This window comes from Enterobacter sp. MGH 33 (assembly GCF_000534535.1).
Lineage (GTDB): Bacteria > Pseudomonadota > Gammaproteobacteria > Enterobacterales > Enterobacteriaceae > Enterobacter > Enterobacter hormaechei_C.
In genome coordinates this window covers 364,627-387,289 of record NZ_KI973212.1, presented here as the reverse complement: position 1 = coordinate 387,289, position 22,663 = coordinate 364,627, and the positions used below count along the sequence as shown (strand labels likewise).

Genomic DNA, 22,663 nt, shown 5'->3' with positions numbered 1-22,663 from the left:
GCCATGAGCACAAAAGCGATTTATCCGGGTACCTTCGATCCGATCACTAACGGTCATCTTGATATCATCACCCGTGCGGCGTGTATGTTCGACAAGGTGATTCTGGCCATTGCCGCCAGCCCGAGCAAAAAGCCGATGTTCGACCTGAACGAACGCGTGCAGCTTGCCACCGATGCGATTTCGCATCTGTCGAATGTTGAGGTCGTCGGATTCAGCGACTTGATGGCAAACTTTGCCCGTGACCGGCAGGCCAATATCCTGATCCGCGGTCTTCGCGCGGTAGCAGACTTCGAATATGAGATGCAGCTGGCACACATGAACCGCCATCTGATGCCGGAGCTGGAGAGCGTATTCCTGATGCCCTCCAAAGAGTGGTCCTTCATCTCTTCTTCGCTGGTGAAAGAGGTGGCGCGCCATCACGGGGACGTTACCCACTTCCTGCCGGTTAACGTCCACCAGGCGTTGATGGAAAAGCTAAAGTAACCCTACTTCTGGCACTGACGGCAGTAAAACGTGGCGCGCTGTGCGTGCTTCGTGGCAATAATCGGCGTCCCGCAGGCTCTGCACGGCTCACCCTTACGGCCATAAACCTGCAACTCCTGCGCAAAATAGCCCGGCTTCCCGTCGCTTTGCAGGAAATCCTTCAGCGTCGTCCCGCCCTGCTCAATTGAGCGCAGCAGTACCGCTTTAATTACTCTGACCAGCAGCTCGCACTCCTGCGCCGACAGCGAGGAGGCCAGCCGATCGGGATGGATCCCGGCGGCAAACAACGATTCGCTGGCATAGATATTTCCCACGCCCACCACCAGCTTGTTATCCATCAGCCAGGGTTTAATCGGGGTTTTCTTTTTCGCGCACTTCTCTTTGAGATAATCCGCGTTAAACGCCTCTGACAGCGGCTCAGGTCCGAGATGCGCCAGCACGTTGTGTCCTTCCAGCTCTTTGGTCCACAGCCATGCGCCAAAGCGACGCGGGTCGGTGTAACGCAGCACTTTGCCGTTACTCATCACCAGATCAACGTGGTCGTGCTTTTCCGCAGGCAACTCTTCGGTGAGGATGCGCAGGCTTCCCGACATGCCCAGATGGATAATGATCCAGCCGTCAGGCAGCTCCAGCAGCAGGTATTTCGCGCGGCGCTGCACGCTCAGGACGGGTTTGTCGCTTAACGCGTGGATCTCATCGGACACCGGCCAGCGCAGACGCCCGTTGCGAACGACAGCATGAAGAATAGTCGCGCCAACCAGATGGGGCTCAATGCCGCGGCGGCTGGTCTCTACCTCTGGTAATTCAGGCATGGTTCCTCCGTTGAGATGCAGAATGCAAAAAACCCCGCAGTTGCGGGGTTTTTCAATACAAGGAGACTAAAATTATTTGATTTTAGCTTCTTTGTACAGTACGTGCTGGCGTACAACTGGATCGAATTTTTTCAGTTCCAGTTTTTCCGGCTTAGTACGTTTGTTCTTCGTGGTGGTGTAGAAGTGACCTGTACCAGCAGAAGAAACCAGCTTGATTTTCTCGCGAATACCTTTAGCCATGATTTATTTCCTCTTTAAGTACTTAGTACTTTTCGCCACGGGCACGCAGTTCGGACAGAACTGTATCGATGCCTTTCTTATCGATTACACGCATACCTTTAGCAGATACGCGCAGGGTGACAAAACGCTTCTCGCTCTCAACCCAGAAACGGTGAGAGTGCAGGTTCGGCAGGAAACGGCGTTTAGTCGCGTTCAGTGCGTGGGAACGGTTGTTACCGGTCACCGGACGCTTGCCAGTAACTTGGCAGACTCGGGACATGTCTATTCTCCAAAAATCAAATTAGCTCGAGCTTCGTATGGGGTATCGGCGCCTCGTCAGGCTTTACAGCCCGGTCATCGCATAGTTCTATTGAACTCTCGATTGCCAGGCCCAAATGCCAAACCCGAGATTCTCAAAGGTGGCGTAGTATACGCTGACTCGGCGGTGTGCTCAAGTCCCGAACAGACAAAGATCCCGATGGATCGCGAGAAAAGGCCTAAATCCAGCCACGTTCGGCAAAAGAAATGTACTCTCCGCGGCCAATTATCAGATGGTCCAGCACACGAATGTCCATGAATTGACAGCATTTGATAATACGTTCGGTAATTGCTTTGTCAGCTCTGCTTGGTTCTGCACAGCCAGAGGGGTGATTATGCGCGAGGATCACGCCGGCTGCATTCACTTTTATCGCTTCCCGCACAATTTCACGCGGATGCACCTCAACGTGGCTCAATGTTCCCGAAAAAAGGCGGGTATGTTTCAGTACCCGGTTTTTGTTATCGAGAAAGATCACCATAAAGATCTCCCGCTCCAGATCGGAGAGCTGGCTTTGCAGAAATTCGCGGGTCATGTCGGGGGTGAGGATCGGGTCTTCTTCCTCCATACGCACGTTGTAAAATCGCCGGGCCAGCTCGGCAATGCCCCGTAACTGGGCATATTTCGCCACGCCAATGCCCTCAACGTGCGTAAACGCCTCCAGCTCAGCGGTCAGCAATCCATACAGTGAACCGAAATGGTCTATCAGTTCTTTCGCCAGCGTAAATACCGTTTTCCCCGGCGTGCCTGTGCGTAAAAAGAGCGCCAGCAGCTCGTCGTCCTTTAACAACGTGACGCCATGACGCAGCATTTTTTCACGCGGTAGCAGCAGTTCAGTCTCTTCCATGCCCGGCCTCCTTCTGTTTGCCATTATGCTGCCACAGGCAAATTCGGGGTTCGACGCTGGCATTTCGTTCTTGCGTAACGCCTCGCAAAGTGAATTAAGGACATCATCACCCCGTTTTAGGGATTGTGATAAAATGCCCGCTCTCTGGTGAAACCCAACAGGAAAGAATCATGATGAGCCTGGCCGGTAAAAAAATCGTTCTTGGCGTCAGCGGCGGTATTGCTGCCTATAAAACGCCAGACCTGGTGCGCCGTTTGCGCGAGCGCGGGGCCGACGTACGGGTCGCGATCACCGAAGGCGGCAAAGCCTTTATCACCCCGCTGAGCCTGCAAGCCGTCTCGGGATACCCGGTATCCGACAGCCTGCTCGACCCGGCAGCCGAAGCCGCAATGGGCCACATTGAGCTGGGGAAATGGGCCGATCTGGTTATCCTTGCCCCCGCCACGGCAGATTTAATTGCCCGCGTGGCAGCCGGTATGGCGAACGATCTGGTAACGACCATTTGCCTCGCCACGCCTGCGCCCGTCGCGGTTGTGCCGGCAATGAACCAGCAGATGTACCGCAACGCCGCTACCCAGCATAATCTGGACACGCTGGCCTCGCGCGGCCTGCTGATTTGGGGACCGGACAGTGGCAGCCAGGCCTGCGGCGACGTTGGGCCAGGGCGTATGCTCGACCCATTGACGATTGTTGATATGGCCGCCGCCCATTTCTCGCCTGTCAACGATCTGCAACATCTCAACATCATGATTACCGCGGGCCCCACGCGCGAGCCGCTGGATCCGGTGCGTTACATCACCAACCACAGCTCCGGCAAAATGGGCTTTGCGATTGCTGCCGCGGCAGCCAAACGCGGCGCGAACGTCACGCTGGTGAGCGGCCCGGTGTCGCTTACCACCCCTGCGTTTGTGCAGCGTATTGATGTAACGACCGCGCTGGAAATGGAAGCCGCCGTACAGGCACATGCTCAACAGCAGCATATTTTTATCGGCTGTGCGGCCGTCGCTGATTACCGCGCCGAAACCATTGCCGACGCCAAAATTAAAAAGCAAGGTGATGAATTAACAATAAAAATGGTGAAGAACCCGGATATCGTTGCCGGTGTCGCCGCATTGAAAACTCATCGACCTTACGTTGTTGGGTTTGCCGCAGAAACGAATAATGTGGAAGAATATGCCCGGCAAAAACGTACCCGCAAAAACCTCGATTTGATTTGCGCGAACGACGTATCGCTGTCCACGCAAGGATTTAACAGCGACAGCAACGCATTGCACCTTTTCTGGCAGGATGGAGATAAAGTCTTACCGCTTGAGCGCAAAGAACTCCTGGGCCAACACTTACTGGACGAGATCGTTACCCGTTATGATGAAAAAAATCGACGTTAAGATTCTGGACCCGCGCGTTGGCGAGCAATTTCCGCTGCCAACGTATGCCACCTCCGGCTCTGCCGGTCTTGACCTGCGCGCCTGTCTTGATGACGCCGTAGAACTGGCGCCAGGTGCAACGACCCTGATCCCGACCGGGCTGGCGATTCACATTGCTGACCCGTCACTGGCAGCGGTGATCCTGCCGCGCTCTGGCCTGGGCCACAAGCATGGCGTCGTGCTGGGTAATCTGGTCGGCCTGATCGATTCTGACTATCAGGGTCAGCTGATGGTATCCGTCTGGAACCGTGGCCAGGACAGCTTCACCATTGAGCCGGGCGAGCGTATCGCGCAGATGGTGTTTGTACCGGTGGTGCAGGCAGAATTTAACCTGGTGGCAGACTTCGACGCTACCGACCGTGGCGAAGGCGGCTTCGGCCATTCCGGGCGCAAATAACTGCCCGACAAACACGCATCTCACAGCGCCATAATGCAATAACAAACCGCAAACGTCAGTTTGCGGGTCGCTGTGTGGTTGCCAGCCTGACAAGTGCTTATTTTCAGGGGTATTTTGTAACATGGCAGAAAAACAAACCGCGAAAAGGAATCGTCGCGAAGAAATACTTCAATCTCTGGCTCTGATGCTTGAATCCAGCGACGGCAGTCAACGCATCACCACCGCAAAACTGGCGGCCTCTGTGGGCGTGTCAGAGGCGGCGCTGTATCGTCATTTCCCGAGCAAAACCCGGATGTTTGACAGCCTGATCGAGTTTATCGAAGACAGCCTGATCACGCGCATCAACCTGATTCTGAAGGATGAAAAAGACACCAGCACGCGTCTGCGTCTGATTGTGCTGCTGATTCTGGGCTTTGGTGAACGTAACCCGGGTCTGACCCGTATTCTGACCGGCCACGCGCTGATGTTTGAACAGGATCGTCTGCAAGGCCGTATAAACCAGCTTTTTGAGCGTATCGAAGCCCAGCTGCGTCAGGTTCTGCGCGAGAAGAAAATGCGGGAGGGCGAGGGATATAATACGGATGAAACCCTGCTGGCAAGCCAGATCCTGGCATTTTGCGAAGGGATGCTCTCCCGGTTTGTGCGCAGCGAGTTTAAATATCGACCAACGGACGATTTTGACGCCCGCTGGCCGTTAGTGGCTGCTCAGTTACAATAACGCCATCGCCGGATGGCGGCTTCGCCTTATCCGGCCTACGAACGGGTAGGCCCGGTAAGCGTAGCGCCGCCGGGCAATTGAATTATACGCCAAACTCTTCGCGGTATTGACGCACCGCCGCCAGATGATCAGCCATCTCAGGCTTCTCTTCCAGATACGCAATCAGGTCTTTCAGCGTGATAATCGACGTGACCTTGCAGCCATAATCGCGCTCCACTTCCTGAATAGCAGAGATGTCGCCGCGCCCGCGCTCCTGACGATCGAGCGAAATCAGCACACCCGCAAGCGTTGCGCCGTTAGCCTGGATAATCTCCATCGATTCACGGATCGCGGTACCTGCGGTGATCACGTCATCCACCAGCATCACACGCCCCTGCAACGCACTGCCTACCAGATTGCCGCCTTCACCGTGGGTTTTGGCCTCTTTACGGTTAAAGCAGTACGGTACGTCGCGGTCATGGTGCTCCGCCAGCGCTACCGCCGTGGTGGTTGCGATTGGAATGCCTTTGTACGCGGGGCCAAACAGCAGGTCGAAATCAATCCCGGAATCCACCAGCGCTTCGGCATAGAAGCGGCCTAACAGTGCCAGGTCGCGCCCGGTATTAAACAGTCCGGCGTTGAAGAAATACGGGCTTTTACGCCCGGATTTCAGCGTGAACTCGCCAAACTTAAGTACCTGCTTGTTAAGCGCAAACTCAATAAACTGGCGCTGATACGATTTCATGGATTTGCTCCTTTGTCTTTTCAGTCTTACAGGCAAAAAAAAGGCGACTCATTGGTCGCCTTAAAATCAATTTTCTAACGCCGCTTTCTGCGTCGCTACAATAGATTCGATTCCCCCTCGGGCCAACGCCAGCAAGGTGAGCAGTTCTTCGTGGGTGAATGGCTCGCCTTCTGCCGTACCCTGCACTTCAATGATGCGACCATCTTCGGTCATCACCACGTTCATGTCGGTTTCTGCGGCAGAATCTTCAACGTATTCCAGATCGCAAAGCGCCTCGCCGTTAACGATACCAACGGAGACAGCAGCAACCATCCCTTTCATTGGGTTGGTTTTCAGCTTACCGGCGGCAACCAGCTTGTTCAGGGCATCTGCCAGCGCCACACAGGCACCGGTAATAGAGGCCGTACGCGTGCCACCATCGGCCTGGATCACGTCGCAGTCCAGCGTGATGGTGAACTCACCCAGCGTTTTCAGGTCAACCGCGGCGCGGAGCGCACGCGCGATCAGGCGCTGGATCTCCATAGTACGGCCGCCCTGCTTACCTTTTGCCGCTTCACGGGCATTACGGGTATGGGTTGCGCGCGGCAACATACCGTATTCGGCGGTGATCCACCCCTGGCCCTGACCTTTCAGGAAGCGAGGCACGCCCTCTTCAATGGACGCGGTGCAAAGCACCTTGGTGTCACCAAACTCAACCAGCACGGAGCCTTCAGCGTGTTTTGTATAGTTACGGGTCAGGGTGACGGGACGCACCTGGTTGGCGCTACGACCTGCTGGACGCATGATGGATTCTCCGGCTTGAAACGAATGTGGCTGCGCATTATACGGATAAAGGACGCTTATTCCTATCCTGAGAAGCCCCTGAAAGCTATAATCCCCCCATCTCTCCTTTAAAAACGGGAATGTCTATGATCCGCAGTATGACCGCCTACGCCCGGCGTGAAATCAAGGGTAGCTGGGGTAGCGCTACCTGGGAAATGCGCTCGGTAAACCAGCGCTATCTGGAAACGTATTTCCGTATGCCGGAACAGTTCCGCAGCCTGGAGCCTGTGGTGCGTGAGCGTATCCGTACGCGTCTGACCCGCGGGAAAGTGGAATGTAATTTGCGTTTTGAGCCCGATGCCAGTGCACAGGGCGAACTGATCCTGAACGAAAAGCTGGCAAAACAGCTGGTTAATGCGGCGAACTGGGTCAAAATGCAAAGCGATGAAGGCGAGATCAACCCGGTTGATATTCTGCGCTGGCCTGGCGTGATGGCCGCCGGAGAGCAGGATCTGGACGCGATTACCGCTGAAATCCTGGCTGCACTCGACGGCACGCTGGACGACTTTATCGTTGCCCGCGAAACCGAAGGCCAGGCGCTGAAAGCGATGATTGAGCAACGCCTTGAAGGCGTGAGCGCCGAAGTCGCTAAAGTGCGCGCTCATATGCCAGAAGTGCTGCAATGGCAGCGTGAGCGTCTTGTCGCCAAACTGGAAGAGGCGGAAGTTCAGCTGGAAAACAACCGTCTGGAACAAGAGCTGGTGCTGATGGCGCAGCGTGTGGACGTGGCTGAAGAGCTGGATCGTCTGGAAGCGCACGTTAAAGAGACCTACAACATTCTGAAGAAGAAAGAAGCGGTAGGCCGCCGTCTCGACTTTATGATGCAGGAGTTCAACCGCGAGTCGAACACGCTGGCGTCTAAGTCTATCAATGCAGAGGTAACCAATTCAGCGATTGAGCTGAAGGTCCTGATTGAGCAGATGCGCGAGCAGATCCAGAATATCGAGTAATTCCTTTCAGGGTGGTGTTGCCTCGCACACCACCCATTACTTTTTCTAATCCTTATTTAGCCTTACTTTCTTTTCCTCCCGCCTTATCACAAGCCCGCCAGGCATGCGTTGATAAATTTCTGTAGGGCAAACCCCCTCGCCTTAGAAAATCTCAATCGTGATCTTCCGCACAAATCGCTAATCTCCTCCTCTTCATTCCGGAGGGTTTATGCTGCTTCACATTCTCTATCTTATTGGCATTACCGCAGAAGCCATGACCGGCGCGCTCGCTGCCGGACGTCGCCGTATGGACACCTTCGGCGTGATTATTATTGCCACGGCCACCGCGCTCGGCGGCGGGTCCGTGCGCGATATCCTGCTTGGCCATTATCCGCTCGGCTGGGTAAAAAACCCTGAGTACGTCATTATCGTGGCAACGGCAGCCGTGCTAACCACGATTGTGGCCCCGGTGATGCCTCATCTGCGCCGCGTGTTCCTGGTGCTGGATGCGCTTGGGCTGATTGTTTTTTCCATCATTGGCGCACAAATCGCTCTCGATATGGGTGAAGGCCCGGTTATCGCCATCATTGCTGCCGTGATCACGGGCGTGTTTGGCGGGGTGCTGCGGGATATGTTCTGCAAACGTATCCCGCTGGTTTTCCAGAAGGAACTGTATGCCGGCATCTCCTTTGCCGCGGCAGTGCTTTATGTCGCCTTGCAGCACTATGTCACCAGCCACGATGTGGTGGTTATCTCCACCCTGCTGTTTGGCTTCACCGCGCGTATGCTGGCATTGCGCCTTAAGCTGGGCCTGCCCGTTTTTCATTACAAACACAATGCGCATTAATGTCAGAACGGGCAGGCGCCGGATAATCAGTTACTCGAGTAGTTGTAACCGTAGTGATGGTAGCCGTAGCCGTAAGCGTTGCTTGCCCGCTTAACGACGCCGTTGAGAATCACCCCTTTGGTATTGACGCCACTCTGCTCCAGACGCTGTACACAGACCAGCATCTCCTTCACGCTGTTTATCCCGAAGCGGGCGACCAGCAGCGTGGTGCCTGCGCGACGACCGACAACAGCCGCGTCGGTGACCGCCAGGATCGGTGGCGTATCGATAATCACCAGATCGTAGCGTTCATTCGCCCAGTCCAGCAGCTGCTGGAAACGCGTATGCATCAGAAGCTCCGCCGGATTAGGGGGGATCTGCCCGCGCACGATGGTATCGAACCCGCCTTTATCGAAGGTCTGAACGCCCTGGGTATACTCCGCCTTACCGGACAACATCTCCGATAAGCCGCAGGTATTGTCGAGCTTAAACAGATCATGGGCATACCCGCGACGCATATCCGCATCAATATAGAGCACTTTCTGGCCCGCCTGCGCCACGACGGCCGCCAGGGTACTGCTGACAAAGGTTTTACCGCTGTCAGGCGTGGCGCCAGAGATCATCAGTATATTGTTCGCTGACTCCATCATCGCAAAATGCAGACTGGTGCGCAGGCCGCGAATCGCCTCCACGGAGAGATCGACCGGGTTATCCGCCGCCAGGAAGGGGATATGTTTGGTCTTATGGCGCAGCCCTGAGGACATAAAGTCTTTTTTGCGCAAACGCATCTTTTTAGCCAGCCATTCCGACAGCGGTACGGTGGCATAGACGTTAATCCCATGCTCCTCCAGCTGCTCCGGCGTTTCAATGCCCATACGCAGCATACTGCGCGCCAGGATCCAGCCCACAGAGACGAACAGACCCAGGAGAACCCCCAGAACGACGACCAGCGCTTTTTTCGGCTTGACTGGCTGCGGCCGGGTCACGGCCGGATCGATAATGCGGACGTTACCAATTGCGCTCGACCGGGCGATGCTCAGCTCCTGTTCGCGGTTAAGCAGCTGCTGGTAGATAACGCGTCCCGACTCCACATCACGGCTCAGGCGCAACACCTCCTGCTGGGTCGACGGCATGGACGATACCCGTTTATTCAGGCGGTTTTTTTCCTGCTCCAGCGTCTGGCGTTTCTCAATCAGCGCCCGGTAGGTGGGGTGATCTTTTTTGTAGAGCTGCGAAATTTCCGCTTCCCGGAAGGTCAGTTCATTGAGCTGATTGTCCGCATTTACAATCTGCTCCAGCACCGCTTTTGCCTCCAGGTTCAGGTCAACGGAGTCATTTTGCTGGCGATAGCGGTTGAGCTTCTCCTCGGCCTGGTCCAGCTCGCTGCGCACCTGCGGAAGCTGCTGCTTCAAAAATTGCAGGCTTTTCGCATCCTGCGCCGCCTGGCGAGCCACGTTCTGTTGTAAATAGTTATCGGCGATGCAGTTAAGCACGCGCGCCATCTCATCGGGATCTTCCCCCGTGATGGTCAGGCCAAGCATCCCACTGTCCTTGCTGCGCTCGCTCACGGAAAAACGCAGCTGTAGCGCGTCAATGGCCTCCAGCTCGCTCAGCTGTGTAATCGTAAATTGCGTACCCGGCTTCGCCTGGATAGCGGCAATGGTAATGGCGATATTCGCCGCGCTCAGCGGCTGTCCCACGACGCCCTGTAACGTCACGTTATCGCCTTCCAGCTGATAGTGGCCCTTCTCGCCGACGGTCAGCGTCAGCTTTTGCGCCCGACCCGCGACAGGGGGAAGATTGAGCATACGGATATCGACGATGCCAGGCTGTTGCCCGGTGAGTCGCGCCCAGCCGCGTCCGACAAGGGGAAAATAGTTTTCACTTACCTGCGTGCGCAGGTTCAGGTCATCAATCGTTTTACCGAGGATCATGCGCGACTGGAGAAGCTGAAGCTCCGGCGCCGACTCAGGCGAGGAGTCAGGGATGAACTCGCTAAGGTTACTGAGTAGCGCGTTGCCCTGCTTCTGTTCCACCTGTATCAGCGCATCGGCCTGATAAACTGGTGTGGCAAAGAGCGCATAAAGCAGTGCCGCCAGCGTGAACAGCGCGGTAAGGATGAGAATAAATTTTCGGTGGTCGAGCAGCTCACCCAACAGGCGCACCAAATCGATCTCGTTATTCGCGGCAGACGCATCATGGGCGTGAAGGTTATTTGTTGACATAAAACGTAACTATCCCGTGTGATTAACTGAGCCGTTTCGCCCATTCCAGACTGGCCTGCTCCAGCAGCCCATAAACATATTCAAATGCGTCCCGGTTTTTACGGTAGGGGTCCGGGATCTCTTTTCTGCCCGTCCAGTGACCAAAGAGCATCATTTTGCCGCGCGCCTCCGGTGCGATAGCCGTGACCTGCTCGATATGTTCCAGCTCCATCGCCAGAATCAGATCGTAGTCGCGCACCATGGCGGCGGTGAGCCTGCGCGCCACGTGGCCCTCAAGCAGGGTGCCGCGTTCGGCGGCGATCTCTGTCGCCTGTGAATCGGCGGTGCGCCCTTCCAGGCCACAAATTCCCGCTGAATCGACCCGGGCGGCGGGAAGCAGCCGGCGCAGCAGCCGTTCCCCAATGGGAGAGCGGCAGATATTGCCGGTACAGATCACCAGGATGGCGTTAAACGTTAGTTTGGCCATGTTCTGATATATCTCCCTGTTTCAGTCAGGTCATGTACGCCGGTAATGGTCGGCACAAGCTGAGAGATCACGCGGTTCCAGCGCACCAGCGGCGCGGTGGTGACATAGACGATGTCGTAAGGCTCAAGCTGAAATTCGGTGCTCAACACCATCGCGGTGGCATCCCGGGCGTTAAGCTGGTAGACGTTGGCGATTTTGCCGTTCTGCTTGCCCTGCAACGGACGAATCACAAAGATCCCCGTGGCGTCGGCCATATCCTGATTCACGCCCTGCGCATTACCCAGCGCTTCCGCCAGCGTCATGCCGCTACGGTCCATCTTCAGGGTGCTCTGTTTACCCACCTCGCCCATGACAAACACTTTCAGGTCGTCATTACGGGGAATGAAGAGAATATCGCCCGGATAGAGGAGTTTGTTCTGGGTGAGATCGCCGCGCTGCATCAGCGCGTAGAGCGAAATGTGCGTATCCTGGCCGTTATGGGTCAGCACCACGTGCCGCCAGTCCGCCTCTGACGTCAGGCCGCCTGCCGCATTGATCGCATCCATTATGGTCAGCGGAATGTTGGTGATGGGCTGCTGGCCCGACTTGGCCACTTCGCCCGTCACGTAGGCTTTTTGCGAGCGGAACGCCGCGACGCTGACATCCACCTGCGGGCTCTCAATCACCGAGTCCAGTCGGGCGGCGATCTCATCGCGCACCTGGGCCAGCGTTTTGCCGACGACGCGGATTTTGCCGATATAGGGGTAGAAGATCGTGCCATCGGCATTCACCCAGTTGCCCGTATCGCTGGCGCTACGGTACTGACCTGCGGGGGTGGTCAGCTCCGGGTGGTCCCAGACGGTAACCATCAGCACGTCGCCGACGCCGATGCGATATTGGTAGTTCTGAAGCTGGCGATCCAGTTCAGGATTCGCGCAGGAGTCGACTTTGCCAGGCAGCAACTGCTCCACCAGCCCCGGCGTGAGCGGATAGACGTTGACCATCTTATTCAGATCGTAATTGCTGTCAGGCAGATCGATAATATCTTTGCCCTGGGTGCTAAGTCCCTGGCCCGGTACGATAGTACAACCGCTTAACGCCATCATAGCCAACGCAAGCACGGAAAATTTAACGTTTTTCATTCAGGAAAATCATCTGGTTAAGTAATGCCTGTTTCATCCGGTACTACTGCCCTACCGGGGTTTCGCGTTCTGACGTCATGTCATAGAGCTGATATTTACGGCCTAACATCTGGCCGCCATCACGCGTGAGAGGCGTCCACGAGACCACCGCCCGGTTGCGATTTGGGCCGATCGTCATCAGATCAAGCGGGATCGAGATGTAGAAGCCTTTGCTAAAGCCACCTTCGCCATAATCCTCTTTCGAGACGTTGGTCAGCGCCGCCCAGACGCCTACCGTCACGCCGCTGTCGAATCGCTTCGCGACGTCGAGGGTGGCGCCTTTATCCTTCGCCAGGTACTGCCCGACGCTCAGCTTCATCAGCACGCTGTTGAGCTTCGCCGGGTTCCAGTAGGCGGTGATAAATCCGGTTGGCGCGCTGTAGTCGGTGAAGCGCATCATGTCGTCCCAGTCGCGCTGCTTGACGTAGTTCGCATCCACGCCCAGCGCCCAGTCGCTATCAAGCGGGCGCCAGAGCGCCTCTGCTCCCACGCCGCCGTACATGGTTTCGAGGTAGCCGCCATAAATCTGGGCATAGAAGCCGTGCCCCAGCGCATCGACATAGTTTGCCTGTAAGTTGTTGATGTAGACGTCATTGCTGACATAATCACGAATATGGGTTCTGACGCGCGGCAGGCTGGAGTCAGCGGGAAGCAGCGAGGATTTGAACTTGTCGTAGTTGTTATAGAGGTTGGCGAACACGCCGCCGTCGAGCAGCAGACGATCGGTCAGCCAGTAGCTGGCGCTGGCCATCACCCCCACCTGGAACATATAGAAATCTTCCGGACCGCCCAGCGACTGCGCCAGCGTCGGTTTGACGCTGTAGCTGAAGCGATCGGCGCGAATACGGTAGCCGCGCCCGAACGCTGTAGTATCCACAGGCTCGACGCGCTGCTGCCTGAGCGCCTCCTCCTGGCCGAGCGGCTCTCCCGCCAGCTGTTTGCGCAGGCTGGCGACGTCGGTTTGCGTCGTGACCAGCGGCAAATGGTCACGCCGCTGGGTGATAGCGATCGTGTCGACCCCGTCGGGCAGGTTATTGATCAGAATACGGTTGGCGCGATCCACCGCTTCGCGCGAATCGCGATAGCGATACTGTTCGCCGGTCATGTATAAGGTATTGCCGTGCTGAAGGATCTCCGGCGCATCGAAGCCTGCGTTGTACTTAAGCGCGGTGAGCTGGTTTGCCGCCGAGGTATAGTCCAGCGTCTCGCCTGCCGGTGCCGGTTGCCAGGCCGGTTTCGGGTTATCACGCAGCGCGGGGCGCAGATCGTTAAAGTTGGTCCGCAGGGTGAAGCCAAACATCAGCGTATTGCCGCGCTCGTAGCTGAGGTTGAGATCGGCCCAGTCGGCAACGCGATAGACTGCCCCCACGTTGATATGGCTCGACTGCTTAATGGAGCCGGCAAAATCATCGGCATAATTGTTGCCGTCATACTCGAGCTTCAGGCGCAGGGGCTGCCAGGGTGTCTGATACTGGAGGCCGCCAAACAGCGACGCCGGACCACGAAACATATCGCTAAAGCTGATATCCCCGGCATCATGTGATTCGCCGCGGGTGCAATACTTATTGTTGTCGTGGCACAGCGGGTTACCCACGTTGTCGCTATTACCGGGATATCCCCAGGCTATTCCAAAGGTAAAATCGACCGGTCCGGCCATTTTACTGGCAACCAGATATTCACCGTCGAACAGGCCGGTGCCCGCAATATCGCGCTTGCCGAGCGCCACCTGCGGCAGGCTATAGTCCTCTTCCCACAGACGAACCTTAAAATCGAACGACTTATCCTTGTAGCTTTGATCGCCGCTGAAATCCTCGTCGCTGCTGTATTTGCGGGTGCGGACGTCGGTATAACGAATCGTCCCTTCCAGCCACGGAAAGAGCACGACCGAAGAGGAGTAAAAACGATACTGGTCGTTATCGCGGTAGTTGACGCTGAATTCCCCTTCCCGACCAAAGCGCGCGTCGGGCATTTGCATCAGGCCGGTGCCGCCAAAGTCGGACTGTGAAGGTCCGGTCGGATCGGGCCAGGTACGCAGCTCCGCGTGGCAGGCAGAAGAGATAGCCAGAGCAAGGCCGCTCAGTAAAAAAAGTTTGTTCATCAGTCAGGTATCCGCCGCGTCAGGAGCGCAACGATTTGCTCATTCAGACCGGTAAAATCGTCCGGCACCGCCCGGGGATCAAACCCCACCCACAGAACAGCGCCCGGCTCTGCTTCAATATGGCGTGCGTTCCAGTACGCCACCGGCGCAACAACCGTACTGCCGTCAGGATCGATAACGGTCACGTTATTCCTGTCGGCGCCAGCCAGCCGCAGCTGCCCCTGTAAGTAATCCCTGATGCTTGCGCCCGGTCGCCAGGCCAGTTTCCCCGGTGTGGCGACCGCCCCCATCAGCGTGACGGTGCGGGGCGCAGGCGAGACCCACAGATCGTAACGGCCCTCAAGGGAACGATCGCCGCGGGCGTCGGTACGCACGGCGTCTGGATCGAGGCTGACAAACTGCCGCCCGACGATCCGCAGGGAGCGGATCTGTGCAGCGACAGCGCGAATGGTCGCGATCTGCTCGTCATCGGCACGATTCTGCCAGGCTGAAAGCGACGCCAGCACCTGCTGTTGCGTCTGTTGCGCTCGCCGCGTGGCGGAAGGGGTTGCGATGACAGCGCCCTGCCACCAGACGTTGTTCAGCTGCGGCTGGGTGACCAGCCGGGAGAGCGTATCGGCCTGTCCAGCAGACCACGTTTTGCCCGGCTGATGCACGGTAACGACGCTTGCACATAAGGCGGGCAGGCCGAAGAGAGATAGCCCTACGCCAGGTAACCATTTTCTGAGTCTGTTCATGGGGCGGGCTTCAACATCGTCATGGCGACAGGGAATACGCCCGCGCCGAGCATCTGTTCGCTCTGGCGTACCTGGCCGGTGGCGGAATCAATCCAGAAGGTGTTATGCCAGCGACGATCGAGGCCGTCGGCCTGCACCGTCTCCTGCCAGACCTGACAACGTAGCGTGTTTCCGGCAAGGGTCAGGTTTTCCGTCCCGCTCAGGGAGAAGCGCGAGGTCAGGTGTGCGGAGCGATACCGCCCCTCTTCCTGCCAGCGCACATCGCGCGACCACTGGCTGCCGTCGCGGAGCTGCGGCGTGTGGCGCAGCGGATCGTGCTCAAGGTTGGTTACCTCAAGCAGGTTATAAGGAAGCTTGAGCGTGTGGATAAGGCGACCGTTATGCGTGACGATCATCGCATTATCCTGCGATAACCACTTACTGTTTCCCTGTTCGATGTATCCGAGAACCACCAGGATCCTCGGGCCATTATCCAGACGCAGGTACATGGTTGAGTATGGGAGCACCTGAATCTGCCCGTCCGTTACCGTCACATCCTGGCGCCCGTCCAGGCTGGCGTTAAAGGTCTCAATAATGCTCTGCTGGCTCGGCGTACATCCCTGGATCAGCAGAGTCATAATGAGCAGAATAAACAGTCTCACCAGAAATCCTTGATTAAATAACATTGAAATCAATTAAATACCCGGCTTTGATATCGCCACCGGGTCAAGTCGTTGCGCTGTTCAGCGCAAGGCTATATCGCCTTGCGCACCAGCCTTAGCGGGTAACTGTCGTCGTGGAAGTACCATTGCCTGAGTCATCGCCACTGTCGCTTGCCGCGACAACGGCTAACGTCGCTACGCCGGCAATCGCAGCGGTGGTGACAACAGCGGTTGTCCCAATCGCGCCTGCCGCCAGTCCTCCCGTAGTGCCAGCGGTAGTTCCCACCGTTGCTCCGGTTGTTGTACCGGTTGTTGCTGCGCTGGTGCTACCTGCTTCGGTGGTAGCGCCTATAGCAGGCAGGGCAGTCGCCAGCGTGAGTGCCGTCAGCATTGTACAAAGCGTCCTTTTCATTTTTGGTCCTCATTCAAATGAAGGAAAATATGAGCACCTGGAAACCAGGTCCCGGTTAACGGGCATAAAGCCCGGGGCTGAATTCCGGCCCGACAGGGACGGAAAATCATCCATGTAAAAGCCCTGGGCTCTGAACACCAGCGCATATAAACCGCCAGGATATATTTCGGTACCCTTAATTGCTTCAATTGGAGTTCAGATAGTTAACTCCCTCACGGGGTGCAAAAAGAAAGGAAAACGCAGAAGTGATGCGAAATGCACCCCAGCGGTAACTACCTTAAAAATTTTGGATAAGATAATTCTTATAATAATTTGACGCAATGATTTCCGGCAGAATAAATATGACTAATTGTTAACCAGAAAACACTCAACATATTATTAATAAAATAGTTAAACAGCTGAAATTAAAAGCAAAAAAACGATCAACACTCAGGCTGCATCACCTATAACTCCTTCATTCCCGGCTATTGCTCTCGATTAATAGTGATTGAGATCAATTAAGCCGTTCTCTCAAAGAAAATAAAAACGCAAGCAGAGCAAATTCTGAAATTGGGTTCAGGGATAATATTTCCTCAAAATATATTTACCATGAATAATTCATTTATATTCATAATTATTGCGTATATAAACCGCGTCTCATAAATACGCTATTCACGGCAGCGGAAGTGTGCCCCCTCGCCAGTCTGTTCAGGAGCGCACGCAGATTAAAATCCACCGATGTGCTCTGCGGCCAGCCATTTTGCCAGGGCATCAATCTGAGGCTGATGCAGCCAGTTTACGATCTGGCGGGCCTTCTCCTGCCCGACACCCGGCAGCATCCGCCACTCCGCTTCGCTTCGCTGAATCAGCGCCTGCCAGGTGCGATCCCCTGCCGCCCTGAGCGTCGACCGGGCCAGCGGTATTCCCATCGCGGTGATCCAGCGGATAAAAGGTCGCTCCCGCGCCAGGTTAAACTGATGCCACAGCGCAGCGCCATGCGATGCCGATATCCCCGCCGTCGCGGTGAGCTGCGCCTGCGTGAGCTGTAGCCAGGAGAAGAGGTGCTCAAACCGATGCGCCTGATAGAGGGTCCGCCATCCTGATTCGCCCACTCCTTCGATATCTAACGCCTGCCTGGAACTTAGCCACGTCAGCCGGGCAAAAAATTGCTCCATGCACTCCGGGGAGGCATAGAAACAGGTTAAGCCGTTATAGCGCGATGAGGGCGGCTGCGGTTTACGGCGATCCACATTGCGCCACACCACGTTATCCAGCCGGGGAATACCTTGTCCCGCCAGGCTTACCAGCACCTGATCGCCGGGGGCAATATCCAGCCTCTGCCAGCGGTTAACCGACCCTAAGCTGACGCGCTGTACGCGTTTATCGTCGAGCATCAGCGGCTCAAGCTGCGCAATCGCGGTGATCCGCCCGGTACGGCCAACGGTAAAGTGAATCGCTTTGACTTCCGTCACCTGGGCCACAGGAAGGTATTTCCATGCGACGACCCAACTCCCTTCCCCCGGCAGCCATCGCTCGCCCGGCGGCTCTGCCGAGGCGCGAACCACAATGCCATCCGTGGCGAAAGGCAACGAAGCCTTAAACCAGGCCGTCCGCTGCGCTTCCACGTCAGCCGCGTTTTTAACCGGCAGGGTATAGCGGGCCGTCAGGGTAAAACCTGCCTCCGCCAGCGCGGAAAGGCGTGCTTTCATCGCTTTTGGGCCGTCCGGCCAGGCCCAGATAAAAATGCCTGTCTGCTTCAGCGCTGCGCGATCGGTCGCGCGCATCATCGCTCCCGCTACCTTCGCACGCGCGTTCATCCCTCCCATCCGCTGCTGGATATGCCCCTCGCGCAGCAGAAAAAGTTCACCCTGCAACACGCTGTTGGCAAGCGGCCCGGCCAGCGTTTGCGGAATAGCGGGGATCATTCGCGCCTGTGCCGTCCACTCTTCCCCCTGTAAGCCGTCGCCCCGGCTAATCGCCTGCACCAGCTTGCCGTTTTTGTAGACCAGGGTGACCGCAACACCATCCACCTTTGGCTGTACCCAGAGATCCTGCTTCGTCGCCATCCAGCGGCTAAGCGCCTGCTTGCTTTCTACCTTATGCACGCCGGTATGGGCGAAGGGATGTTTCACCGTCCCACTGGCAGCTGGAAGATCGTCGTGCAGCGGTTCATCGTGAAAACAGCGCTGCCACTGTTTTAAGCGGGCGTTAAGCCTGTCGTAAACGTCGTCGCTCACCTCGCTGCTGCCCTGCTTCCAGTAATCATCATTCCAGCGGGTCAGCTGCGCCTTCAGGGCCGCGATCTCCTGCCCGGCTTTAGCCGGTGACCAGACCGGGCAGATAGCCATCGCCCCGCTGCTTAAGAAGATCATCAGTATGCTTATCCATTTCACCATTATTACCCCTCCCTGTTTTGGAAGGGTATACCCTGCCCGGGAGCCGCAGACCAGCTGCAAAATTGCATTTTACGAGCGCGCTTCAGCGCATTGTTTTTATTGCAGCAAAAAGAAGGTAAAAGCTGAAAACGGCACGCAAAATTTAATCATCCAGGGGAAAAAGTGTGACAAAGGCTACGTCACACAGCGGCGACGTGTATAATAAGCCCGTATGTAGGACTTCTTCGTTAACACATACAAAAGACTCTCATGGCTCAAGGCACGCTTTATATTGTTTCTGCCCCTAGTGGCGCGGGTAAATCCAGCCTTATTCAGGCACTGTTAAAAACCCAACCGTTGTACGATACGCAGGTTTCTGTTTCTCACACCACGCGAGCACCGCGTCCGGGTGAAGTGCACGGTGAACACTATTTCTTTGTGAATCACGACGAATTCAGAGCGATGATTGGCAGAGACGCGTTTCTTGAACATGCAGAAGTTTTCGGTAACTACTACGGTACTTCGCGTGAAACCATTGAGCAGGTTCTGGCGACCGGCGTTAACGTGTTCCTGGATATCGACTGGCAGGGCGCGCAGCAAATTCGTAAGAAAATGCCTGATTCGCGCAGTATCTTTATTTTACCGCCATCGAAAGATGAACTGGATCGCCGCCTGCGTGGTCGCGGCCAGGACAGCGAAGAAGTTATCGCGAAGCGTATGGCGCAGGCAGTTGCAGAAATGAGCCATTACGCGGAATATGATTACCTTATTGTGAATGATGATTTTGATGCCGCGCTGAGCGATCTCAAAACTATCCTTCGCGCAGAACGTCTGCGTATGAGCCGCCAGAAGCAGCGACATGACGCATTAATCACCAAACTGTTGGCAGACTGAACCCACTTTCAGTATCATGCCCAGTCATTTCTTCACCTGTGGAGCATTTTAAGTATGGCACGCGTAACTGTTCAGGACGCTGTAGAGAAAATTGGTAACCGTTTTGACCTGGTGCTGGTCGCCGCGCGTCGCGCTCGTCAGATGCAGGTAGGCGGTAAAGATCCGCTGGTACCGGAAGAAAACGATAAAACCACCGTTATTGCACTTCGCGAAATCGAAGAAGGTCTGATCAACAACCAGATCCTCGACGTGCGTGAGCGCCAGGAGCAGCAAGAGCAGGAAGCCGCTGAATTACAAGCTGTTACCGCTATTGCTGAAGGTCGTCGTTAATTAAACCTGCGGGTCGCCCTTGTATCTGTTTGAAAGCCTGAATCAACTGATTCAAACCTACCTGCCTGAAGACCAGATTAAGCGTCTTCAGCAGGCGTATCTCGTTGCACGTGACGCTCACGAGGGCCAGACACGTTCAAGCGGTGAACCCTATATCACGCACCCGGTAGCGGTGGCCTGTATTCTGGCCGAGATGAAACTCGACTACGAAACGCTGATGGCCGCCCTGCTGCATGACGTGATTGAAGATACCCCTGCCACCTACCAGGACATGGAACAGCTGTTTGGCAAAAGCGTTGCCGAGCTGGTGGAAGGGGTCTCTAAGCTTGATAAGCTGAAATTCCGCGACAAGAAAGAGGCGCAGGCCGAAAACTTCCGCAAGATGATCATGGCGATGGTGCAGGATATCCGCGTCATTCTCATCAAACTGGCTGACCGCACCCACAATATGCGCACGCTGGGCTCACTTCGCCCGGATAAACGTCGCCGCATCGCCCGTGAAACCCTCGAAATTTACAGTCCGCTGGCGCACCGTTTAGGTATTCATCACATTAAAACCGAGCTGGAAGAGCTGGGTTTTGAGGCGTTGTACCCGAACCGCTATCGCGTGATTAAAGAGGTGGTGAAAGCCGCTCGCGGTAACCGTAAAGAGATGATTCAAAAGATCCTCTCTGAAATCGAAGGGCGTTTGCAGGAAGCGGGCATTCCGTGCCGCGTGAGCGGTCGCGAAAAGCATTTGTACTCTATCTACTGCAAAATGGTGCTTAAAGAGCAGCGTTTTCACTCGATTATGGATATCTACGCGTTCCGCGTCATCGTCCACGACTCAGACACCTGTTATCGCGTGCTGGGGCAGATGCACAGCCTGTACAAGCCGCGTCCGGGGCGCGTCAAAGATTACATCGCCATTCCAAAAGCGAACGGATACCAGTCTTTGCACACCTCCATGATTGGCCCGCACGGTGTCCCTGTTGAGGTGCAGATTCGTACCGAAGATATGGATCAGATGGCAGAGATGGGTGTCGCGGCGCACTGGGCTTATAAAGAGCACGGCGGCGAAAGCAGTACCACCGCGCAAATCCGCGCCCAGCGCTGGATGCAGAGCCTGCTGGAGCTGCAACAGAGCGCAGGTAGCTCGTTTGAATTTATCGAGAGCGTTAAATCCGATCTCTTCCCGGATGAGATTTACGTTTTCACGCCGGAAGGGCGCATTGTCGAACTGCCTGCGGGCGCGACACCAGTCGACTTCGCTTACGCCGTGCATACCGATATCGGCCATGCCTGCGTAGGTGCCCGCGTCGACAGGCAGCCTTATCCGCTGTCGCAGCCGCTTTTCAGCGGACAGACGGTGGAGATCATTACCGCGCCGGGGGCACGTCCTAACGCCGCCTGGCTGAACTTTGTCGTGAGCTCAAAAGCGCGCGCAAAAATCCGCCAGCTGCTGAAAAACCTCAAGCGCGACGACTCCGTTAGCCTGGGGCGTCGTCTGCTCAATCACGCGCTGGGTGGCAGCCGCAAACTGGCAGAGATCCCACCAGAAAACATTCAGCATGAGCTGGAGCGTATGAAGCTCGCCTCGCTGGATGACCTGCTGGCAGAGATTGGTCTCGGCAACGCCATGAGCGTGGTCGTGGCGAAGAATCTGCAACAAGGCGAAACGACAGCCGTTCCTACCACCACACAAAATCATGGTCACCTGCCGATCAAAGGCGCTGACGGGGTGCTCATCACCTTCGCCAAATGCTGCCGTCCTATCCCGGGCGACCCGATTATTGCGCACGTCAGCCCGGGTAAAGGGCTGGTGATCCACCATGAATCCTGCCGTAACATCCGTGGCTATCAGAAAGAGCCTGAGAAGTTCATGGCGGTCGAGTGGGATAAAGAGACGGCGCAGGAATTTATCACTGAAATCAAGGTGGATATGTTCAACCACCAGGGTGCCCTGGCGAACCTGACGGCAGCGATCAACACGGCCTCATCCAACATTCAAAGCCTGAATACGGAAGAAAAAGATGGCCGCGTTTATAGCGCCTTTATTCGCCTGACCGCCCGTGACCGCGTGCATCTGGCCAATATTATGCGCAAGATCCGCGTGATGCCGGATGTCATTAAAGTCACCCGTAACCGAAACTAGCATTATGAATTCAAAACGTTACGAGCGAATCTGCGAAATGCTCGCCAGGCGTCAGCCTGATCTGACGGTCTGCATGGAGCAGGTCCATAAACCTCATAACGTCTCTGCTATCGTCCGCACCGCAGATGCCGTCGGCGTGCATGAAGTCCACGCCGTCTGGCCTGGCGCACGTATGCGTACCATGGCCTCCACCGCCGCAGGCAGCAACAGCTGGGTATCCGTGAAAACTCACCAGACTATTGGTGAAGCGGTCTCGCACCTGAAAGGGCGTGGCATGCAGGTTCTGGCAACCAACCTCTCTGCTAAAGCCGTGGATTTCCGTGAGATCGACTACACCCATCCGACCTGTATTTTAATGGGCCAGGAGAAAACGGGGATCACGCAGGAAGCACTGGATTTGGCCGATCGGGACATCATCATTCCAATGATCGGCATGGTCCAGTCACTCAACGTGTCGGTCGCCTCGGCGCTGATCCTGTATGAAGCGCAGCGCCAGCGTCAGAATGCCGGAATGTACGAGCGCAGCAACAGCATGCTGCCGGAAGAGGAGCAGCAGCGCCTGCTGTTTGAAGGTGGCTATCCGGTGCTGGCTCGCGTTGCGAAGCAGAAGAAATTGCCTTACCCCCACGTCAACGCGCAGGGCGAAATTGAAGCCGATGCCGAGTGGTGGTCCACCATGCAGTACGCGGGGTAAA

The 22,663-nt window shown here is 56.0% G+C and carries 24 protein-coding genes; 10 read left to right on the top strand and 14 right to left on the bottom strand.

Going from position 1 to position 22,663, the window contains the following annotated elements; translation table 11 throughout:
* Positions 1–3 precede the first annotated feature (3 nt).
* Positions 4–483, top strand: coding sequence for a pantetheine-phosphate adenylyltransferase (gene coaD / locus L379_RS21980; protein ID WP_015570040.1), 480 nt, complete (start codon positions 4–6; stop codon positions 481–483).
* Positions 484–485: 2 nt separating this feature from the next.
* On the opposite strand, the gene mutM is transcribed toward coaD, so the two are convergent.
* From mutM to radC, 4 genes are all read right to left on the bottom strand, one after another.
* Positions 486–1,295, bottom strand: a complete 810-nt coding sequence (gene mutM / locus L379_RS21985; RefSeq protein WP_003860879.1) for a bifunctional DNA-formamidopyrimidine glycosylase/DNA-(apurinic or apyrimidinic site) lyase — start codon at positions 1,293–1,295, stop codon at positions 486–488.
* A gap of 72 nt (positions 1,296–1,367) precedes the next feature.
* Positions 1,368–1,535, bottom strand: a complete 168-nt coding sequence (gene rpmG, locus L379_RS21990) for a 50S ribosomal protein L33 (RefSeq protein ID WP_003024094.1) — start codon at positions 1,533–1,535, stop codon at positions 1,368–1,370.
* A 22-nt stretch (positions 1,536–1,557) separates the two neighbouring features.
* Positions 1,558–1,794 carry a 50S ribosomal protein L28 gene (rpmB, locus tag L379_RS21995; protein WP_002436699.1) on the bottom strand — a complete coding sequence of 79 codons (237 nt, stop codon included), beginning with the start codon at positions 1,792–1,794 and terminating at the stop codon, positions 1,558–1,560.
* A gap of 217 nt (positions 1,795–2,011) precedes the next feature.
* Positions 2,012–2,677, bottom strand: a complete 666-nt coding sequence (gene radC / locus L379_RS22000) for a RadC family protein (RefSeq protein ID WP_006812419.1) — start codon at positions 2,675–2,677, stop codon at positions 2,012–2,014.
* 173 nt (positions 2,678–2,850) lie between these two features.
* Between radC and coaBC the strand changes: the two genes are divergently transcribed.
* The 3 genes from coaBC to slmA all read left to right on the top strand — a co-directional run bounded on the left by coaBC (position 2,851) and on the right by slmA (position 5,216).
* Positions 2,851–4,062, top strand: a complete 1,212-nt coding sequence (coaBC, locus tag L379_RS22005) for a bifunctional phosphopantothenoylcysteine decarboxylase/phosphopantothenate--cysteine ligase CoaBC (protein ID WP_168728665.1) — start codon at positions 2,851–2,853, stop codon at positions 4,060–4,062.
* On the top strand, positions 4,040–4,498 hold the full coding sequence (gene dut / locus L379_RS22010; RefSeq protein ID WP_015570042.1) for a dUTP diphosphatase: 459 nt from the start codon (positions 4,040–4,042) through the stop codon (positions 4,496–4,498). Before coaBC ends, dut begins: the two co-directional genes overlap by 23 nt.
* Positions 4,499–4,619: 121 nt before the next feature.
* Entirely contained in the window at positions 4,620–5,216 is a 597-nt protein-coding gene (gene slmA / locus L379_RS22015; RefSeq protein ID WP_003860901.1) for a nucleoid occlusion factor SlmA, read from the top strand.
* A gap of 82 nt (positions 5,217–5,298) precedes the next feature.
* On the opposite strand, the gene pyrE is transcribed toward slmA, so the two are convergent.
* Together pyrE and rph are read right to left on the bottom strand one after the other, a co-directional pair.
* On the bottom strand, positions 5,299–5,940 hold the full coding sequence (gene pyrE / locus L379_RS22020) for an orotate phosphoribosyltransferase (protein ID WP_015570043.1): 642 nt from the start codon (positions 5,938–5,940) through the stop codon (positions 5,299–5,301).
* Between the two features lie 66 nt (positions 5,941–6,006).
* A complete protein-coding gene (gene rph / locus L379_RS22025; protein WP_015570044.1) occupies positions 6,007–6,723 on the bottom strand; it encodes a ribonuclease PH in 717 nt (238 codons plus the stop codon).
* A 125-nt stretch (positions 6,724–6,848) separates the two neighbouring features.
* Between rph and L379_RS22030 the strand changes: the two genes are divergently transcribed.
* Positions 6,849–7,712, top strand: a complete 864-nt coding sequence (locus L379_RS22030; RefSeq protein ID WP_003860907.1) for a YicC/YloC family endoribonuclease — start codon at positions 6,849–6,851, stop codon at positions 7,710–7,712.
* Positions 7,713–7,920: 208 nt separating this feature from the next.
* On the top strand, positions 7,921–8,538 hold the full coding sequence (locus L379_RS22035; RefSeq protein ID WP_032652122.1) for a trimeric intracellular cation channel family protein: 618 nt from the start codon (positions 7,921–7,923) through the stop codon (positions 8,536–8,538).
* A 26-nt stretch (positions 8,539–8,564) separates the two neighbouring features.
* Here L379_RS22035 and etk read toward each other — a convergent pair whose 3' ends face one another.
* The 8 genes from etk to ligB all read right to left on the bottom strand — a co-directional run bounded on the left by etk (position 8,565) and on the right by ligB (position 18,631).
* On the bottom strand, positions 8,565–10,742 hold the full coding sequence (gene etk / locus L379_RS22040; protein WP_032652120.1) for a tyrosine-protein kinase: 2,178 nt from the start codon (positions 10,740–10,742) through the stop codon (positions 8,565–8,567).
* A 22-nt stretch (positions 10,743–10,764) separates the two neighbouring features.
* Positions 10,765–11,208 (bottom strand): arsenate reductase/protein-tyrosine-phosphatase family protein, encoded by a 444-nt coding sequence (locus L379_RS22045; RefSeq protein ID WP_023295706.1) that lies wholly within the window; start codon positions 11,206–11,208, stop codon positions 10,765–10,767.
* A complete protein-coding gene (locus L379_RS22050; protein ID WP_032652117.1) occupies positions 11,196–12,329 on the bottom strand; it encodes a polysaccharide export protein in 1,134 nt (377 codons plus the stop codon). Before L379_RS22050 ends, L379_RS22045 begins: the two co-directional genes overlap by 13 nt.
* Positions 12,330–12,372: 43 nt before the next feature.
* Positions 12,373–14,466 carry a YjbH domain-containing protein gene (locus L379_RS22055; RefSeq protein ID WP_074174259.1) on the bottom strand — a complete coding sequence of 698 codons (2,094 nt, stop codon included), beginning with the start codon at positions 14,464–14,466 and terminating at the stop codon, positions 12,373–12,375.
* Complete coding sequence (locus L379_RS22060; RefSeq protein ID WP_032652113.1) at positions 14,466–15,203, bottom strand: capsule biosynthesis GfcC family protein; 738 nt, start codon at positions 15,201–15,203, stop codon at positions 14,466–14,468. Before L379_RS22060 ends, L379_RS22055 begins: the two co-directional genes overlap by 1 nt.
* The gene (locus L379_RS22065; protein WP_017383627.1) at positions 15,200–15,844 is read right to left on the bottom strand and encodes a YjbF family lipoprotein; all 645 of its coding nucleotides are present in this window, start codon (positions 15,842–15,844) and stop codon (positions 15,200–15,202) included. Before L379_RS22065 ends, L379_RS22060 begins: the two co-directional genes overlap by 4 nt.
* A gap of 115 nt (positions 15,845–15,959) precedes the next feature.
* A complete protein-coding gene (locus L379_RS22070; protein WP_032652111.1) occupies positions 15,960–16,256 on the bottom strand; it encodes a hypothetical protein in 297 nt (98 codons plus the stop codon).
* Between the two features lie 704 nt (positions 16,257–16,960).
* Entirely contained in the window at positions 16,961–18,631 is a 1,671-nt protein-coding gene (gene ligB / locus L379_RS22075; protein ID WP_032652109.1) for an NAD-dependent DNA ligase LigB, read from the bottom strand.
* Between the two features lie 249 nt (positions 18,632–18,880).
* Between ligB and gmk the strand changes: the two genes are divergently transcribed.
* From gmk to trmH, 4 genes are read left to right on the top strand one after another with little or no spacing between them, the layout of a single operon-like run.
* Positions 18,881–19,504 carry a guanylate kinase gene (gene gmk / locus L379_RS22080; protein WP_006177710.1) on the top strand — a complete coding sequence of 208 codons (624 nt, stop codon included), beginning with the start codon at positions 18,881–18,883 and terminating at the stop codon, positions 19,502–19,504.
* A 54-nt stretch (positions 19,505–19,558) separates the two neighbouring features.
* The gene (rpoZ, locus tag L379_RS22085) at positions 19,559–19,834 is read left to right on the top strand and encodes a DNA-directed RNA polymerase subunit omega (RefSeq protein WP_000135058.1); all 276 of its coding nucleotides are present in this window, start codon (positions 19,559–19,561) and stop codon (positions 19,832–19,834) included.
* Positions 19,835–19,853: 19 nt separating this feature from the next.
* On the top strand, positions 19,854–21,968 hold the full coding sequence (gene spoT / locus L379_RS22090; protein ID WP_032652106.1) for a bifunctional GTP diphosphokinase/guanosine-3',5'-bis pyrophosphate 3'-pyrophosphohydrolase: 2,115 nt from the start codon (positions 19,854–19,856) through the stop codon (positions 21,966–21,968).
* 4 nt (positions 21,969–21,972) lie between these two features.
* Positions 21,973–22,662, top strand: a complete 690-nt coding sequence (gene trmH / locus L379_RS22095) for a tRNA (guanosine(18)-2'-O)-methyltransferase TrmH (protein WP_032652104.1) — start codon at positions 21,973–21,975, stop codon at positions 22,660–22,662.
* Position 22,663 lies beyond the last annotated feature (1 nt).

Coding starts and splice junctions, on each gene's coding strand:
- dut (WP_015570042.1), top strand. CDS start 4,040: ATGATGAAAAAAATCGACGTTAAGATTCTGGACCCGCGCGTTGGCGAG.
- L379_RS22050 (WP_032652117.1), bottom strand. CDS start 12,329: ATGAAAAACGTTAAATTTTCCGTGCTTGCGTTGGCTATGATGGCGTTA.
- rpoZ (WP_000135058.1), top strand. CDS start 19,559: ATGGCACGCGTAACTGTTCAGGACGCTGTAGAGAAAATTGGTAACCGT.
- gmk (WP_006177710.1), top strand. CDS start 18,881: ATGGCTCAAGGCACGCTTTATATTGTTTCTGCCCCTAGTGGCGCGGGT.
- trmH (WP_032652104.1), top strand. CDS start 21,973: ATGAATTCAAAACGTTACGAGCGAATCTGCGAAATGCTCGCCAGGCGT.
- rph (WP_015570044.1), bottom strand. CDS start 6,723: ATGCGTCCAGCAGGTCGTAGCGCCAACCAGGTGCGTCCCGTCACCCTG.
- rpmB (WP_002436699.1), bottom strand. CDS start 1,794: ATGTCCCGAGTCTGCCAAGTTACTGGCAAGCGTCCGGTGACCGGTAAC.
- radC (WP_006812419.1), bottom strand. CDS start 2,677: ATGGAAGAGACTGAACTGCTGCTACCGCGTGAAAAAATGCTGCGTCAT.
- L379_RS22070 (WP_032652111.1), bottom strand. CDS start 16,256: ATGAAAAGGACGCTTTGTACAATGCTGACGGCACTCACGCTGGCGACT.
- L379_RS22030 (WP_003860907.1), top strand. CDS start 6,849: ATGATCCGCAGTATGACCGCCTACGCCCGGCGTGAAATCAAGGGTAGC.
- L379_RS22060 (WP_032652113.1), bottom strand. CDS start 15,203: ATGAACAGACTCAGAAAATGGTTACCTGGCGTAGGGCTATCTCTCTTC.
- coaBC (WP_168728665.1), top strand. CDS start 2,851: ATGAGCCTGGCCGGTAAAAAAATCGTTCTTGGCGTCAGCGGCGGTATT.
- L379_RS22035 (WP_032652122.1), top strand. CDS start 7,921: ATGCTGCTTCACATTCTCTATCTTATTGGCATTACCGCAGAAGCCATG.
- ligB (WP_032652109.1), bottom strand. CDS start 18,631: ATGGTGAAATGGATAAGCATACTGATGATCTTCTTAAGCAGCGGGGCG.
- L379_RS22045 (WP_023295706.1), bottom strand. CDS start 11,208: ATGGCCAAACTAACGTTTAACGCCATCCTGGTGATCTGTACCGGCAAT.
- rpmG (WP_003024094.1), bottom strand. CDS start 1,535: ATGGCTAAAGGTATTCGCGAGAAAATCAAGCTGGTTTCTTCTGCTGGT.
- etk (WP_032652120.1), bottom strand. CDS start 10,742: ATGTCAACAAATAACCTTCACGCCCATGATGCGTCTGCCGCGAATAAC.
- slmA (WP_003860901.1), top strand. CDS start 4,620: ATGGCAGAAAAACAAACCGCGAAAAGGAATCGTCGCGAAGAAATACTT.
- L379_RS22055 (WP_074174259.1), bottom strand. CDS start 14,466: ATGAACAAACTTTTTTTACTGAGCGGCCTTGCTCTGGCTATCTCTTCT.
- coaD (WP_015570040.1), top strand. CDS start 4: ATGAGCACAAAAGCGATTTATCCGGGTACCTTCGATCCGATCACTAAC.
- pyrE (WP_015570043.1), bottom strand. CDS start 5,940: ATGAAATCGTATCAGCGCCAGTTTATTGAGTTTGCGCTTAACAAGCAG.
- mutM (WP_003860879.1), bottom strand. CDS start 1,295: ATGCCTGAATTACCAGAGGTAGAGACCAGCCGCCGCGGCATTGAGCCC.